Here is a 13,902-nt window from a genome sequence, read left to right as displayed (position 1 = left end):
CGCGGTTTGACGAAAAACGGCGCCAACGATGCAGAGTCAACGCCGCGGTGCAGCCGGGTGGGTTCCGCGGTACCAGGCCTGCATATCCGCCAGCCGGTGGAGCGCACCGCCGTTGGCGAGCTCACCGCGGTTCCAGGGGTGCTCCCAGTAGAACCGCACCCAGTCCCGGAACGCCTGCGGTTCGGCTTTCTGGCCGGCGTAGTAGCGCAGGTCCTGAATGTACGGTGTTCTGCCGTCGGCGAGAACCAGGGTCAGCGGGCACATTCCGTTGGCATTCCAGGTGGTCAGCGGGGCTTCTTTCAAGCCGACCTGGATTTCCGGTGTGGAGTCGCGCAGGTCGCGGACCTCGGCCCACCGGCCCTGTTTGTCGAGGGTGCCGTCGGCGAAGACGAATCCCTCCGGGGTGAACAGCAGGTGGTGGCCGCCCCGCCGGTTGTTCTGAACGACGAAGAAAACCCAGAAGCCGATGGCACCGAGCGCCCAGAACACGCCGATCGCGCGGAGCGGTCCGGCATCCTCGGAGAAGAAGTCCAGCGATCCGGGGTCGAAGAACGCCACCGCCCCCGCGCCCACTCCCAGCATCGAAAAGCCCGAAATCATCAAGTTGCCGAAGGTGTTCGCGCCCTGCGGCATCCGCAATACCGTTCCGCGGCCATCGACGGACCAGCACGGTTCGAACAGCGACGGAACGAAGGTTGCGCCCAGTCCGACGATGAAGAACACCGCGCCGCCGACCAGCAGCACCGCCAGGCCGCCGCGACCGGAAAGCGCGGCGGCGACCGCGCCGATGAGCAGGCCGACGATGGTCGGGATCCCGCAGGTGACCAGAATGACCCATTTGGTGGTCTGTAAGGACTTGAGCTCACTGCCCGGCGGGCGAATTTGGGCGGCGGGATCGAACTGGGTCACCGGTGTAGTTTAACCGCGGGCTCGCGGGGCGTCGGGCGCCGAATTCGCCCGTCCGCTTCGTGTCCCTTGGGTGCGGTCCGCCGCGATACGCTCAGCGGATGCTCCCGCACGCCACGGAGAACCCAGCATGATGCCGACCGGTGGCGGTCCGGGCCCCGGCTACCCCGCTGTCGGCGAGCCGGCCACGGTCCGGCTGCCGCGGGTGGGGCCCGGCTATCCGCCCGAGGAGACGGCGACGGACGGGGGTCACCTCGGCAGCACACTGCTGGCATTGGGTCGGCCACTCATGGTTGTGGTCACGTTCGTGCTGGTCGAGCTGATGTTCATGGTCCTCGCGTTCAAATACGGCGAATACCTCGCGGGTTTCATGGTGCTGTTCCTCAACGCCGCTGTCGCCGGGATGGTCGCCATCGCATGGGCCCGGCACACCTCCGTCGCGCGCAGCAGTGTCGGCAGCGCCGGCCTGACCCTGCGGCCCGCCACCCGCGTGGATGTCTCGGTGCTCGTCGCCCTGGCGAGCGGGGCGCTCGGCTCGGGGCTGTTCGGCTACCTGCAGCTGACCACCGATCCGCAGCCCCAACTCGACAACATCGTGCTGCACTCCATCATGTTCGATACGTTCTCCCCGGCGCTCGGCACGGCCGTCCTGGCGGCGGTGACGGCGCCCCTGCTGGTCGCCCTGGTGACGGTTGCGGTGCGCGGCGGGGTCGGTGGGATCCGGTTCAACGCGGAGGGGTTCGCGTTCGACTCGGTGCTGCGGTCGGTGACGGGTCGCTGGGATGAGATCTTCGACATCACCGATTCGCCGTCCGGCGGGTTATCGTTCGCGCGGCGGCCGGTGACTGTGCAGCTGGTCGACGGCACATACCGCACGCTCCGCTCGCCCGGGCTGTACACCCCCGACGGCGATGTGCTGCGCGAAATGATGCGGTTCTATTGGCGAAACCCGGGCTACCGGACGGAATTGACCGACGTCCGGGCGCTCGACCGCTTCCGTGCCGCCACTGCGGCCGCGTCACACTGACCTGGCTCTACACCGGCGGGGTGCCCGGCAGCCGCATCACCAGTCGGGTGCCGCCCAGCGGGCTGTCCTCCAAAGCCGCGGCGCCGCCGTGCAGTTCGGCCTGCTGCGCCACCAGGGCGAGGCCGAGGCCCGAACCGGACCGGGACGCGGTCGAGCCACGGGAGAACCGCTCGAAGACCACTTCGCGTTCGTCCTCGGGCACGCCAGTCCCGTTGTCGTCGATCGTGATCTCCACACCGGCGGAAGAGCTCACCGCGTCCAGCTGGATCTCGGTGGCGTGGCCGTGCTTGACGGCGTTGGTGATCGCGTTGTCGATCACCAACCGCAACCCGGCCGGCAGGCCCAGCAGGAACACCCCGGCGGTGGGCACCAAGGTGACCTGCACATCCGGGTAGGAGCGCATCGCGTCGTGGGCGGCCCGGTCGAGCAACTCGGTGATGTCCAGCGGCACATAGTCTTCGTCGGTGGTGAGCTCCCCCTGAGCCAGCCGCTCCAGGGCGGAGAGGGTGAGCTCGATGCGGGTCTGGGTCCGCATGACGTCGCCGACCATCTCCTTGCGCTGTTCGATCGGCAGGTCCATGGTGGCCAGCACCTCGAGGTTGGTGCGCATCGCGGTCAGCGGGGTGCGCAGTTCGTGGGAGGCCACCGCGGCGAAGTCACGCGCCGATTCCAGTGCGGCCTTGGTGCGCTCCTGCGCCGTTCCGATGCGGGCCAGCATGCCCTCGACCGCCTCGCCGATCTCGACCGCCTCACGCACCCCGCGCACCTGCAGGTCGTCGGGGACCGACTGGGCGCTGATCGCGCGGGCCTGCTGGGCGAGCAGCCGGAACGGGTTGATCATGATCCGCCACATGATCCAGCCCACGATCACGGTGCCCACGATCACCCCGCCGCAGATCAGCAGCACCCGAAGGTGCAGTTCGTTGATCCGCTTCTTGGTGGCCGCCATCGGCGCACCCACGGCGACGGAGGCCTGGCCGGCTGCGAAGGTGCGCACCCGGTATTCGACGCCGTTGATGGTGGTGTTGTTGTAGCCGTTCTCGAACGCGGGCAGCACCACGTCGGCGGGCACCGACACGGTGATGCCGCCGATCCGGGCGGTGCGCACCACGCTGCCGTCCGGGGGTGGCAGGTCCGCGTCGTGGCGCTGACCGCTGCGCAGCAACGAGGAGATGTCGCCGAGGCTGCTCACCGAGTCCAGCCGCCGATCCAGTTGGTTGTACTGGTCGTTGGTCACCCCGACCCACACCCAGGCGCCCAACAGGATAACCAGCAGCACCACCGACAGCGCCGCCACGATCACGATCGTGCGCAGCGAGAGCACCGCCTGCATGGGCCGCAGGAAGCGGGTCATGGCGTGGCGAGGGTGTGCCGGGTCCGATTGTCGAAGGTCGCGACACCGTTCTTGCCGGTCACGTCCATCGCGTAGTGACCGACGACGTAGCCGACGCCGGGCCCCAGGATGCCCAGCGCGGTCTTGTTGATGTTCTCCAGCGTGTCGCCGGCCTTGTGGTAGTTCGGGTCGTAGGGCTCGCCGGCCTTGCCGCCCCACAGCTTGGCCTGTTCCTCGGTCATCTCGCCCTCGGCGCCGGAGAACAGCCCGCCGGACGGGATTCCGGCGCGGGTGAAGCCGTCGTAGTCCGAGCGGCCGTCGAAGGAGGTGTCGCGCGCGGCCTTGCCGGTCGCCTCCAGGTATGCCACCAGGGTGCGCTCGATGCCCGCCGAGCCCTCCGGCACGATCGGGCGGCCACGCTGATCCAGCGGCAGCGACTGATCGCCGTCGTAGGTGAAGTAGCCGGGGTTGGGGGAGGCGAGCATGTCGAAGTTGAGATACAGCGCGATGTTCTTCAACTCGGTCAGTTCCAGGGATTCGACGTAGCGCCGTGAACCGATCAGGCCGAGTTCCTCCGCGCCCCAGAATCCGAACCGCACCGCGTTCTTCACGTCGGGTGTCGCGCCCAACTGCACCGCGGTCTCCAGCACGGCAGCGACCCCGGATCCGTTGTCGTTGATGCCGGGCCCGTCGGGAACGCTGTCGAGGTGGGCCCCGACCATCACCACGTCGTCGGAGGCACCGGTCTGGGTCTGCGCGATGATGTTGCGGGAGTGGATCTCCCGAGTTTCGGCTTTCAGGGTGAGGGTGACCGGCCCGTGGTGGTCGCGCAGCTTGGCGCCCTCGGATTTGGTGACGCTGACCACCGGCAGCTTCACCTCGGTGTCCTCACCGAGGGTGCCGCCCATCTTCTCCTCGTCGACGTTGTCGGCGATGATGACCGCGATCGCACCGCGTTTGGCCGCGGCGGCCTCCTTCTCCGAGAATGGGCATTCGCCGCGGTCGACGAGCACCAGCGCACCGGTCACCTGCAGGCCGTCGTAGTCGGATTCGGTGCAGCCGGGCGAGTCGTCGTCGGCGCGCAGCGCCACCAGCGGCCCGGTCAGCCCCTTCTCCGGCGTGGGCAGGCTGAACTCCAGGGCGCGGACCTCGATCGGGGTTTCACCGACCGCCAGCTTGCCCGGCTCGGACTCGAAGACGCGGGCGTCGAACTCGGGGGTCTGAACCTGAAACCCGTTGTCTTTCAAGACTTTGACCACGTAGTCGACGCTGGCGTCATAACCGGGCGTGCCGGCGGCACGGTTGCCGTCGTTTTGGTCGGCGATCTCCTGCAGCTTGGTCAGGTGCGCCATCATCGCGTCGGTGGTCACCTGTTCACGCAGTTGGTTGGCGAACTGTTCGGACACCGATGCCGGTGGCACGGCGGCGCGTTGGCAGCCGCCGACCAGCGCGGCGACGGTGGCCACTCCGAGCACGGCGGTGAGCAGCTTCGACCTGGTGTTCATCGTGACCACGTTAGACGCTCCCGCTTCCCCTGCCACACATCAGCCACCCGCGCCGCGGTCGCACCGCTAGCTGGCGACCGAATTGAGCATGCTGTCGAGCAGGGTGGCGGCCTCGTCGGTCATCCCGTTGCCGCAGACCAGCGCCTCGAGCGCGGCGTTGCCGCGCGAGCCGATCGCGTGGGTGCACGCCCAGCCTTCGCCGCCCTCCTGATAGGCGATGGTGCGCGCGGTGTCTTCGCCGGTCTCGGTGGAGCCGATCATCCAGGTCTCATCGTCGTCGTTGCCGGAGAAGTACCGGTTCAGCGATTTGCGGGCGCAGCCCTGCCACTGCTGGGTGATCTTCTCCCGGAACTCGGCGGCGTCCGCGCTGGTCGGGAACGTCGCCGCCGCGGTGTCGATGATGACGTCCTTCTTCTCCATCCGGCGGGCCCGGATCGCGGTGTAACCGCTGCCCTCATAGACCGCGCCCTGGGAGACGTACGGGACGCTGATGCAATCCATGTCGGAGACCCGGTCGTCGTTCTCGAGCACGTAGACCGCCTGCCGGGTGTCCCTGATGTCCAGTCCGCTGATGTGCAGCGCGGTGTCGACGGTGCTGGCGGTGGGCAGGAGCCCTTCGAGGGCGGTGACGGCCACGGTAGGCGCCGGGGAACTGCTGGTGGTGACGTCGACGAGCGGCGCTGCGGTGTCGTCGTCACCGCCGGAACGTTTGGTCACCAGCACCACACCGACCACCAACGCGACAACCACGGTCAACGCGAGACCGACCAGCGCCGCGATCTTCCCGGTGGATCTGCCGCCCCCCGGTGGCGGACCCCACGGTGAGCCGGGCGGGTTGGTCGGCCAGCCCGCCGCGCCGGGCTGCGACGGCGACCAGCCGTAGGACTGCGACGGCGACCAGCCCGACGAACCCGGCCCCCACCCGGAGCCCTGCGGCGGGGCGTTCCAGCCGGGCGGCGGCGATGGCTGCGGGGGCGGTTGCGTCGGCGGCTGGGGCGGCTGCGGTGGCATCCCGCCGGAGGGCGACCAGCCGATCGGGGCGACCATCGTCGGGTCCTGCGGGGCCGCACCCGGTCCGGCGCGCCACTGCTGGGTGGGGTTGAATCGGTCGGGATCACCGCCGGGCCGGTTGCCCCCTTGCGGGGTGTGTTGGTCGGGCATCCTCACCGCCTTCCCCACGATGTCGTCAGATGTGCCGTGCCTTGAATTCAATCACGGTATACAGGGTGGGCCACACACGGGATTTTCCGCGCCACCGACCCACGTCAGGGGGTTTGTCACCCGATGCGTCAGTTGCGGCGTGTCCTCACCGGGCTCGGCGTGGCCTTGCTGATCGCCGGCTGCACCACGATGATCGACAGCCGGCCGGTCTCGGTCTACGCCGACCCGTTCAGCGTCGGCGGGCTGCCCGCCGTCGACGGGCCGAGCGGACTGCGCTCGGAGGCCGAACGACCGCTGGTGCAGGCCACCGGCAGCGACGGCGGCCCGGTGGACATGATCGCCCGTCAGGCCATCAGCGACATCGAGACCTTCTGGGCCGGCGCCTACCAGCAAACCTTCACCGGCACGTTTGAGCAGGTCGGTCAGCTGTTCTCCTGGGACGCGCGTCAGCCGCGCCCGACCCGTTTCTGTATGCACCCGACGTTCCGGTTCGCCAACGCCGTCTACTGCCTGCTGGACAACACCGTCGGCTGGGACCGCGGGATCATGATGCCGGTGTTGCGCGGCGCCTACGGCGACATGGCGATCACCATGGTGCTCGCCCACGAATACGGGCACGCGATCAGCCGGATGGCCAAGCTCACCACGCTCGACACGCCGGTGCTGGTGCGCGAGCAGCAGGCCGACTGCCTGGCCGGGGTGTACATGCGCTGGGTTGCCGAGGAGGACTCGCCGCGGTTCCGGCTGTCCACCGGCAACGGCCTCAACGACCTGCTGGCCGTGCTGGTCGGCATCCGCGACCCGCTGCTGATCGAGGGCGACAGCGTCGACGACGAGCACGGGTCGGCCTTCGAGCGCATCTCGGCGTTCCAGTTCGGGTTCAGCGAAGGCGCCCGCTCGTGCGGGCTGATCGACACCGACCAGATCGAGTCGCGTCGCCACGGGCTGCCGGTCGCGCTGCAGGAGGACGACACCGGCGAGTGGCCGGTCACCGCGGAGTCGGTGGCCACCATCGTCGACGAGCTCACCGCACGCCTGGCACCCGCCGAGCCCCCGGCGCTGAGCTTCGACACCGAACGGCCGTGCGGGGACGCCCGACCCAGCCCGCCGGCGTCGTACTGCCCGGAACGCAACGAGATCGTGGTGGACCTGCCGGAGCTGACCGAGTTGGGCACCCAACCCGAACCGGATGAGATGTCGTTCGAGTCGGCGCTGTCGCTGGCCGGCGACAACACCGCCTACTCGGTGCTGATGTCGCGCTACATGCTCGCCCTGCAGCACCAGCGCGGCGATCTCGCGCTCGACACCGCCCAGGCCGGCCTGCGCACCGCGTGCATGACCGGGTCGGCCACCGCCATGCTGGCTGAACCGTTCACCCGCGACGACGGGGTCACGATCACCTTGTCCGCCGGCGACCTGGACGAGGCGGTGACCGGGCTGCTCACCAACGGCATCGCGGCCAGCGACGTCAACGGCGATGCCGTACCGGCCGGCTTCGCCCGCATCGACGCGTTCCGTACCGGCGTGTACGGCGACATCGACCGTTGCATCCAGCGCTACCCGTGACGAAAGGCCGCCGATCGTGACCCGCCAAGACCCCGACGCCTCGCCGCCGATCTCCACCCGGCGCTCCCGGCGCGCACTGGTGCTGCTGGGGGTGGCGATCGGGCTGTTCATCGAGGTCGTGGCCGCCGTGGTGTGGCTGGTCGGGTTCCGCACCCCGGGCTACTTCGTCACCAACCGGGTCGACATCCACGACGTGCAGGACGGTGTGCAGCAGATCCTCACCGACACCGTCACCGGCTACGGCGCCACCAACGTCAAGGACATCACCTGCAACAAGGGTGAGAACCCGGTCGCGGAGAAGGGCGCCTCGTTCGGCTGCACGCTCACCATCCACGGGGTGCCGCGCCAGGTGGTGGTGACCTTCCTCGACGACGACGGCACCTACCAGGTGGGCCGCCCCACCTAGCGCTATCCCCAACCGGGGCGGGCGCTGAATTGTCGCCTCGGCATCGACTCACGATGCTTCTCGGCCATGGAGATACGACCCGTCCTGGGCAGTGAGGCACTGGCCCGCGGCCAGCTGACCCGCCACGGGCTGCGCACCCGCTTCCGCGCGGAGTTTCCCGACGTCTACGTGCCCCGCGACGCGCGGTTGACGCTGGTGCAGCGCACGCTGGCGGCCTGGCTGTGGTCGCGGCGCCGCGCCGTGGTCGCCGGCCGCGCCGCCGCGGCACTGCACGGCGTGAGCTGGCTGCACCCGGCCACCCCGATCGAGGTGTTCCACCACAACCCGTCGGCGCCGCGCGGGGTGATCGTGCGCCGGGAGAACCTGCCCGCCGGGGAGGTGCAGACCCTGGCGACGAGCTGCGGGCCGCTGCAGTTGACCACCCCGGCGCGCACCGCGTTCGATCTCGGCAGGCACCACCCCCTGTTCCCCGCGGTCGCGGCGATCGACGGCCTGCTGCGCGCGACCGGACTGGCCGTCGACGACATCTGCGCGGTGGCCGGCGGTCATGTCGGGGTGCGCGGATTGCGGGCGCTTGGCAGTGCGCTGCAGGTGGTGGATGCCGGGGCGCAGTCGCCGCGCGAATCCTGGCTGCGCCTGGTGCTGATCCGCGCCGGTCTGCCCCGCCCGCAGACCCAGATCCCGGTGGTCGCCCGCACCGGCCGTCGTCTCTACCTCGACATGGGCTGGCCGGTGTTCAAGGTCGCGGCGGAGTACGACGGCGACCACCACCGCAGCGACCGCGACCAGTGGGCGTATGACATCTGGCGCGCTGAGGAACTGAAATATCGGGGCTGGAATGTGGTCCGGGTCATCGCCGGCCATCGCGCCGAGGACATCGTGTTCCGGGTGTGCCAAGAACTCAAGGAGCGCGGCTACAAGCCGTAGCACTCTGGCCTGCCCGCGTCCCTGCCTCCGCTCTCGCCCCCGGCTCCCGCTTCTCCGCGAATGCAGTCCTGTGGCGGAAAATTCGCGGTTTTTCCGCCTTGGAACTTCACTCGCGCAAGCGTTTTCAGGCCAGATGCAGCTTCGGCCCCAGGGCGGGACAGCGTTGCACGAGCAGGTCGGTGGATTGCAGGTACAACTCCTGCGAACGTTGCAGTTTCGCCATGACGTCCGGCGGCGGCAACTCGCCCCAGGCGGTGGAGTCTTCGCGCTGAACCTCGAGGTTCAGCGCCGTGCTGTCGGCCCAGACGTCGAGGTGTTCAGCCAGCTCCGGCGACGACACGTCCCGAGCAGCCGAACGCAACGCCGCGACCATTTTGGCCTCCATGTCGGCGAGTGCCTGAAACTCGGCTTGGTAGAAGGTGCCCCGGTCGAACGAGTCGTTGGTGGCCGCCATCAGCGCGGCCCACTGCTGGCCGGCGTCCTCGATGATCGCGCAGTCACTGCGATGCCACAGCAGCCAACCGCCGGCCCCCAGACCGCTCACCACCAGCACCGCGGCGAGCACGGGCCGCAGCCGGTTCACCAATTCTTCTCCGGTGAGGACGCCCGCGCCCAGAACCGTTTCGGGATGCGCCCGGCGTGGCGGGCCAGGTGGCCGGCGTGGACGGCGCTGGCCATCGCCGCGGCCATCGCGGCGGGATCCGCGGCACGGGTCACCGCGGAGGCGAGCAGCACTGCGTCACAACCGAGCTCCATCGCCAGCGCGGCGTCGCTGGCGGTGCCGATCCCGGCGTCGAGGATCACCGGGACGCCGGCAGCGGCGACGATCATCTCGATGTTGTGCGGGTTGGTGATGCCCAGCCCGGTACCGATCGGGGAGCCCAGCGGCATCACCGCCGCGCACCCGGTGTCCTCCAACCGCTTGGCCAGCACCGGGTCGTCGTTGGTGTAGGGCAGCACCACAAATCCCTCGTCGACCAACTGCTCGGCCGCGCGCACCAATTCGACCGCGTCCGGCAGCAGGGTCCGCTCGTCGGCGATCACCTCGAGTTTGACCCAGTCGGTGCCGAGCGCCTCGCGCGCCAACTGCGCGGTGAGCACCGCTTCGGCGGCGCTGCGGCAGCCGGCGGTGTTGGGCAGCGGGGTGATGCCGAGCCGCCCCAGCAGATCGAGCATGCCGGTGCCGCCTTCGGCGTCGACGCGGCGCAGCGCCACCGTGGTCAGCTCGGTGCCGGAGGCGATCAGGGCCTCCTCGAGCGCGGCGAGGTTGGCCGCTCCCCCGGTGCCCATGATCAGTCGGGAGGAGAAGCTGCGTCCGCCGATCGTGAGTTTGTTGTCAGCCACCTTGCACCGCCGTGAGGATCTCGAGCCGCGCACCGTCGGAAAGGGTCTGGTGCCAGTCGGCTTTGGGTAACACCGAATAGTCCAGCGCCACGGCGATACCGCGGTCGGGGTAGCCCAGCGCGGACAGCAGGTCGGCGATCGTGGTCGTCGCGTCGACCTCGACCTGTTTGTCGTTGACCGTCACGATCATCACCGGACTCCCAGGGGAAGTAGTTCGGTCACCACGTGTTCGGCTGTCCACGCCGCCAGCAGGAAGCCGTTGCGGCCGTGCCCGGCCGCCACCACGGTGGTGTCGTCGAGGCGGTGGACCAGCGGCATGTTGTCGGCCGTCATCGGGCGCAGCCCGGCCGCACATTCGGCCAACTCGTATTCTCCCAGACCCGGCGCGACGGCGCACGCATCGTCGAGGAGGTCCCGCACCCCGGAGACCGCGGGCGCGGTGTCGCGGCCGTGCTCGTACTGGGTGGCGCCGACGACCACACCGTCGTCGCGCGGCACCAGATACACCTGCCGGCCGTGCACCCGAGCACGAATCACCCGCTGCGGCACCGGCATACACCCCTTGCGCCAGCGCAGCCGCAGCACCTCGCCCTTGACCGGACGGATCGGCAGCCCGGGCCACAGGGTGGGCGCGTCGATGCCGTTGGCGATCACCGTGGTGTCGGCGGCGACCTCCGACAGCGCCGCGACCGGGCCGGCGAACCGCACGCCCAGCTCACGGCAGGCGCTGCCCAGCGCTTCGACGAGGGCGCGGTTGTCGACGGCGAGTTCGGTGGGGGCGTGGAAACCGTGCCGGATGCCGCGGGCAAGCAGCGGCTCGACGTCGCGTGCAGCGCTCTCCCAGGTCACCGGGTGCCCCTGGGCGGAGAGCCAGTCGGCGACGGTGCGCAGGTCGGCCACGTCGGCGCGGTCCACCGCCACCACCAGCGATTCGCGGGCGGTGACGACCTCGGCGGGCAGCCCGTCGAGGAATTTCTCGTGCCACAGCGTCAGCGAGTCGAGTCCGAGGCGCAGCAGCCGGTCCTCCCCCGGCCAGCCCTCGCTGTGCGGGGTGAGCATGCCGCCGGCGACCCAGGATGCGCCGTGCCGCCCGTCGTGGTGCACGGTCACGGTGTGGCCGGCTTGGGCGGCGCGGCGGGCTACGGCAAGCCCGATGACGCCGCCGCCGATCACGGCCAGGTCGGTCATCTGCTGCTCCCTTCGCCGGCATGATCCGGATCAGGTGTGACGGTCAGGGCAGGCCGGCCTTCCGGGTGTGCCCACTCTCAGCCCCGCACCGGATCACCCGGGACTCCCGTGGTCTGTTCCCACGCTAGCCGCTAGCGTCGCAGTGTGCACGAACCCGCGACCCGGCTGGCCGCCTCCCGGCTGTACCTGTGTACCGACGCGCGCCGCGAGCGCGGCGATCTCGCCGAGTTTGCCGAGGCCGCCCTGGCCGGTGGGGTCGACATCATCCAGCTGCGCGACAAGGGCTCGCCCGGTGAGCAGCAGTTCGGTGCGCTGGAGGCCGCCGACGAGCTGGCTGCGCTGGTGGTGCTGGCCGAGGCGGCGGCGCGGCACGGCGCGTTGCTGGCCGTCAACGACCGCGCCGACATCGCCCGGGCGGCCGGCGCGGACGTGCTGCACCTGGGCCAGCGGGATCTGCCGCCGGCGACGGCCCGTGAGATCGTCGGCGCCGACACGGTGATCGGCCGCTCCACTCACGACGCCACCCAGCTGGCGGCGGCGATCGCCGAGGACATCGACTATTTCTGCGTCGGGCCGTGCTGGACCACGCCGACCAAACCGGGCCGGGCCGCCGCGGGCCTGGCCCTGGTGGAGCAGGCCGCCGCGACCGGCACCGACAAGCCGTGGTTCGCCATCGGCGGCATCTCCGAGGAGCGGCTACCGCAGGTCATCGCGGCCGGGGCGCGCCGGGTGGTGGTGGTGCGGGCGATCACCGCCGCCGATGATCCGCAGGCCGCGGCCCGACGCCTCCGCGCCGCACTCGAGTGACGAAGCCCCCCCGGCGAGTGAAGCCGTGGGGAGAGATCCGGCGCGTTTTGCCGCCGTAGCGCTTCACTCGCGAGGCGCGCTCGCGGTGGCGGTCCTCAGCGCCGTTCCCGCGACAGCAAAGGTTGTCGTAGTCGAGCACCGCGAACTCGACGTGGCTCACTCCGCGCCAGCGCATCGGCGTCTCCTTATCCCGGCAGCAGCTCCGAGATCGCCTCGCTGAGCCGCGAGGGTTGCAGGTCAGGTTCCCCGGCGGTGGCCCACAGGAACATCTCGGATTCGACGACGACGGTGCGTGGCAGGTGGCGGCGCCGTTCGTCGTCGGGGTCCAGCGGGACCGCGGCGACGGCGGTGCGCAGCCGCGGCCAGCTGCTCGCGAACCCGGAGTGCAGCGGCAGCTCGGTCACCTGCGGTTCGGGGACCCAGCGCAGTTCGGTGCTCTCCTGGTTGGGTTGCACGGCCAGCGGTTCGGTGGCGTCGGCGACCACGGTGGTGTAGGCCCAGGTGCCGACGTCGGCGGTGATCAGCGCGGCGCGGACCGCGACGAGGTGGGCGGGCACGCCGGCCTCTTCGCCGGCTTCACGCACCGCGGCCTGTTCCGGGGTTTCGTGGCTGTCGCGTGCGCCGCCGGGCAATGCCCAGGTGCCGCCCTGGTGGCTCCACCAGGCACGGTGTTGCAGCAGCACCGCCGGGGTGCCGTCGGCCAGCGGGGCGCGCAGCAGCAGCCCGGCTGCGCCGAAGCGCCCCCAATACCGCGCGCCGGTGGCCGAGAAGGCCCATCCGTCACCGTCGCCGCGCACCAGCCCAGCTTATGCGGGCGGTGACCCGGCCGGGTCGAAGCGACGCGTTCCGCTCGCCGGCGAGGGAGCTCGGGAGGTCCAGGCATTGGCATGGCCGAGCAGAATCTCGCCGGCCGGGGTGCGGTGCAGCAGCGCGATGTCGGTGCGCCCGGAGCGGTTGAGCATTCCGCCGATGTCGTCGAGGGAGAACGACGTGCGGGGCGCCACGATCCGGTACGGCAGGTCGGTGAGCAGCTCACCGGCGCGCAGGGTGAACGGGCGGGTGGCGACGCCCGGGCGGGTGCGCACCCCGATCTCGACCGTTTTCGGCCGCGCGCCGGTGGCCACCACGATGGCGGCGATGTCGGCCCACGGGATGCGGGTGCGCCGCAGCTGCCGGCCGCGCTGGATGAACCGCACCCCGTCGGCGTCGCCGTCGAAGAGGCTTTCGGCGTTGAGGATGGTCGCGAACAGCGCGAGCAGCGCTATCGGGATCACCAGACCGATCGTGACCGGCCCGAATCCTCCACTTGATGCCCCAACCAGGTTGCCGAGGGCCCAGCTGGCGCCCATCGCGCAGGTCGGCAGGACGGCCGCCTGGGCCAGCAACAACCACCTAGGCTGCGTCACCCGGAAACGCATTCGGGCGGTGGCCGCCCGCGCCCCGACCAATCCCGCCGCCCCGCAGGCCAGCCCGCCGAGCACCAGCAGCCACACCCACGGGGTGGCCAACCGCGGATGAAAGAAGCTGCCCAGCACGGCAGCGGTGAACCCGATCGCGGCCAGCGCAACGAACCCGTTGCGGTACCGGGTCGCCACCCGTTGCTCGGTCAGGGCCTGTGCGCGCTCCACCGGATCAATCTAATCCGGTCCCGGGCGGCGGGGTCGCAGCAATTGGGCGCCCGACACGAAAACCGCTACCTCCACAAACGGCATTCTCTTAGACTCTGCTTATA

General features: G+C 70.2%; 15 protein-coding genes. 5 read left to right on the top strand and 10 right to left on the bottom strand.

The genetic code is table 11. The features are described from left to right. Nucleotides 1–36: 36 nt before the first annotated feature. On the bottom strand, nt 37–909 hold the full coding sequence (locus tag A5643_RS13000; protein WP_066856052.1) for a hypothetical protein: 873 nt from the start codon (nt 907–909) through the stop codon (nt 37–39). A 127-nt stretch (nt 910–1,036) separates the two neighbouring features. Here A5643_RS13000 and A5643_RS12995 point away from each other — a divergent pair, with 127 nt between their 5' ends. After that, entirely contained in the window at nt 1,037–1,933 is an 897-nt protein-coding gene (locus A5643_RS12995; protein WP_066856049.1) for a hypothetical protein, read from the top strand. Between the two features lie 7 nt (nt 1,934–1,940). On the opposite strand, the gene A5643_RS12990 is transcribed toward A5643_RS12995, so the two are convergent. From A5643_RS12990 to A5643_RS12980, 3 genes are all read right to left on the bottom strand, one after another. Further along, nucleotides 1,941–3,287 carry a sensor histidine kinase gene (locus tag A5643_RS12990; RefSeq protein ID WP_066856045.1) on the bottom strand — a complete coding sequence of 449 codons (1,347 nt, stop codon included), beginning with the start codon at nt 3,285–3,287 and terminating at the stop codon, nt 1,941–1,943. Beyond that, nucleotides 3,284–4,771 carry a M28 family metallopeptidase gene (locus tag A5643_RS12985; protein ID WP_066856153.1) on the bottom strand — a complete coding sequence of 496 codons (1,488 nt, stop codon included), beginning with the start codon at nt 4,769–4,771 and terminating at the stop codon, nt 3,284–3,286. The genes A5643_RS12990 and A5643_RS12985 overlap by 4 nt, the downstream gene beginning before the upstream one ends. A gap of 66 nt (nt 4,772–4,837) precedes the next feature. Further along, nucleotides 4,838–5,932 carry a sensor domain-containing protein gene (locus tag A5643_RS12980; RefSeq protein ID WP_066856042.1) on the bottom strand — a complete coding sequence of 365 codons (1,095 nt, stop codon included), beginning with the start codon at nt 5,930–5,932 and terminating at the stop codon, nt 4,838–4,840. Nucleotides 5,933–6,055: 123 nt separating this feature from the next. Here A5643_RS12980 and A5643_RS12975 point away from each other — a divergent pair, with 123 nt between their 5' ends. The 3 genes from A5643_RS12975 (at nt 6,056) to A5643_RS12965 (ending at nt 8,831) form a co-directional block, all read left to right on the top strand. Further along, nucleotides 6,056–7,498, top strand: coding sequence for a neutral zinc metallopeptidase (locus tag A5643_RS12975; protein ID WP_066856039.1), 1,443 nt, complete (start codon nt 6,056–6,058; stop codon nt 7,496–7,498). A 16-nt stretch (nt 7,499–7,514) separates the two neighbouring features. Beyond that, a complete protein-coding gene (locus A5643_RS12970; RefSeq protein WP_066856035.1) occupies nt 7,515–7,904 on the top strand; it encodes a DUF4333 domain-containing protein in 390 nt (129 codons plus the stop codon). A 66-nt stretch (nt 7,905–7,970) separates the two neighbouring features. Then, complete coding sequence (locus tag A5643_RS12965) at nt 7,971–8,831, top strand: type IV toxin-antitoxin system AbiEi family antitoxin (protein ID WP_066856033.1); 861 nt, start codon at nt 7,971–7,973, stop codon at nt 8,829–8,831. A gap of 124 nt (nt 8,832–8,955) precedes the next feature. Here the strand turns inward: A5643_RS12965 and A5643_RS12960 are convergent, their stop codons facing one another. The 4 genes from A5643_RS12960 to thiO are packed head-to-tail and all read right to left on the bottom strand — an operon-like array spanning nt 8,956 to nt 11,363. Beyond that, a complete protein-coding gene (locus tag A5643_RS12960; protein ID WP_066856030.1) occupies nt 8,956–9,414 on the bottom strand; it encodes a hypothetical protein in 459 nt (152 codons plus the stop codon). Beyond that, nucleotides 9,411–10,175: a thiazole synthase gene (locus A5643_RS12955; RefSeq protein ID WP_066856027.1), complete on the bottom strand. Its 765-nt coding sequence runs from the start codon at nt 10,173–10,175 to the stop codon at nt 9,411–9,413. The genes A5643_RS12960 and A5643_RS12955 overlap by 4 nt, the downstream gene beginning before the upstream one ends. Further along, complete coding sequence (gene thiS, locus A5643_RS12950) at nt 10,168–10,365, bottom strand: sulfur carrier protein ThiS (RefSeq protein WP_066856024.1); 198 nt, start codon at nt 10,363–10,365, stop codon at nt 10,168–10,170. The genes A5643_RS12955 and thiS overlap by 8 nt, the downstream gene beginning before the upstream one ends. Beyond that, entirely contained in the window at nt 10,365–11,363 is a 999-nt protein-coding gene (gene thiO / locus A5643_RS12945; protein ID WP_066856150.1) for a glycine oxidase ThiO, read from the bottom strand. Before thiO ends, thiS begins: the two co-directional genes overlap by 1 nt. Before the next feature lie 144 nt (nt 11,364–11,507). Between thiO and thiE the strand changes: the two genes are divergently transcribed. Next, complete coding sequence (thiE, locus tag A5643_RS12940) at nt 11,508–12,170, top strand: thiamine phosphate synthase (protein WP_066856021.1); 663 nt, start codon at nt 11,508–11,510, stop codon at nt 12,168–12,170. A gap of 185 nt (nt 12,171–12,355) precedes the next feature. Here the strand turns inward: thiE and A5643_RS12935 are convergent, their stop codons facing one another. Beyond that, a complete protein-coding gene (locus A5643_RS12935; protein ID WP_066856018.1) occupies nt 12,356–12,967 on the bottom strand; it encodes an NUDIX hydrolase in 612 nt (203 codons plus the stop codon). Nucleotides 12,968–12,976: 9 nt separating this feature from the next. Continuing rightward, the gene (locus tag A5643_RS12930; RefSeq protein ID WP_066856016.1) at nt 12,977–13,798 is read right to left on the bottom strand and encodes a hypothetical protein; all 822 of its coding nucleotides are present in this window, start codon (nt 13,796–13,798) and stop codon (nt 12,977–12,979) included. Nucleotides 13,799–13,902: the final 104 nt, after the last annotated feature.

Origin of the sequence: Mycobacterium sp. 1274756.6, from assembly GCF_001668625.1 — a bacterium.
Classification (GTDB): Bacteria; Actinomycetota; Actinomycetes; order Mycobacteriales; family Mycobacteriaceae; genus Mycobacterium.
The sequence above is the reverse complement of the archived record's forward strand: the minus strand, read 5'-3'. Positions and strand labels throughout refer to the sequence as shown.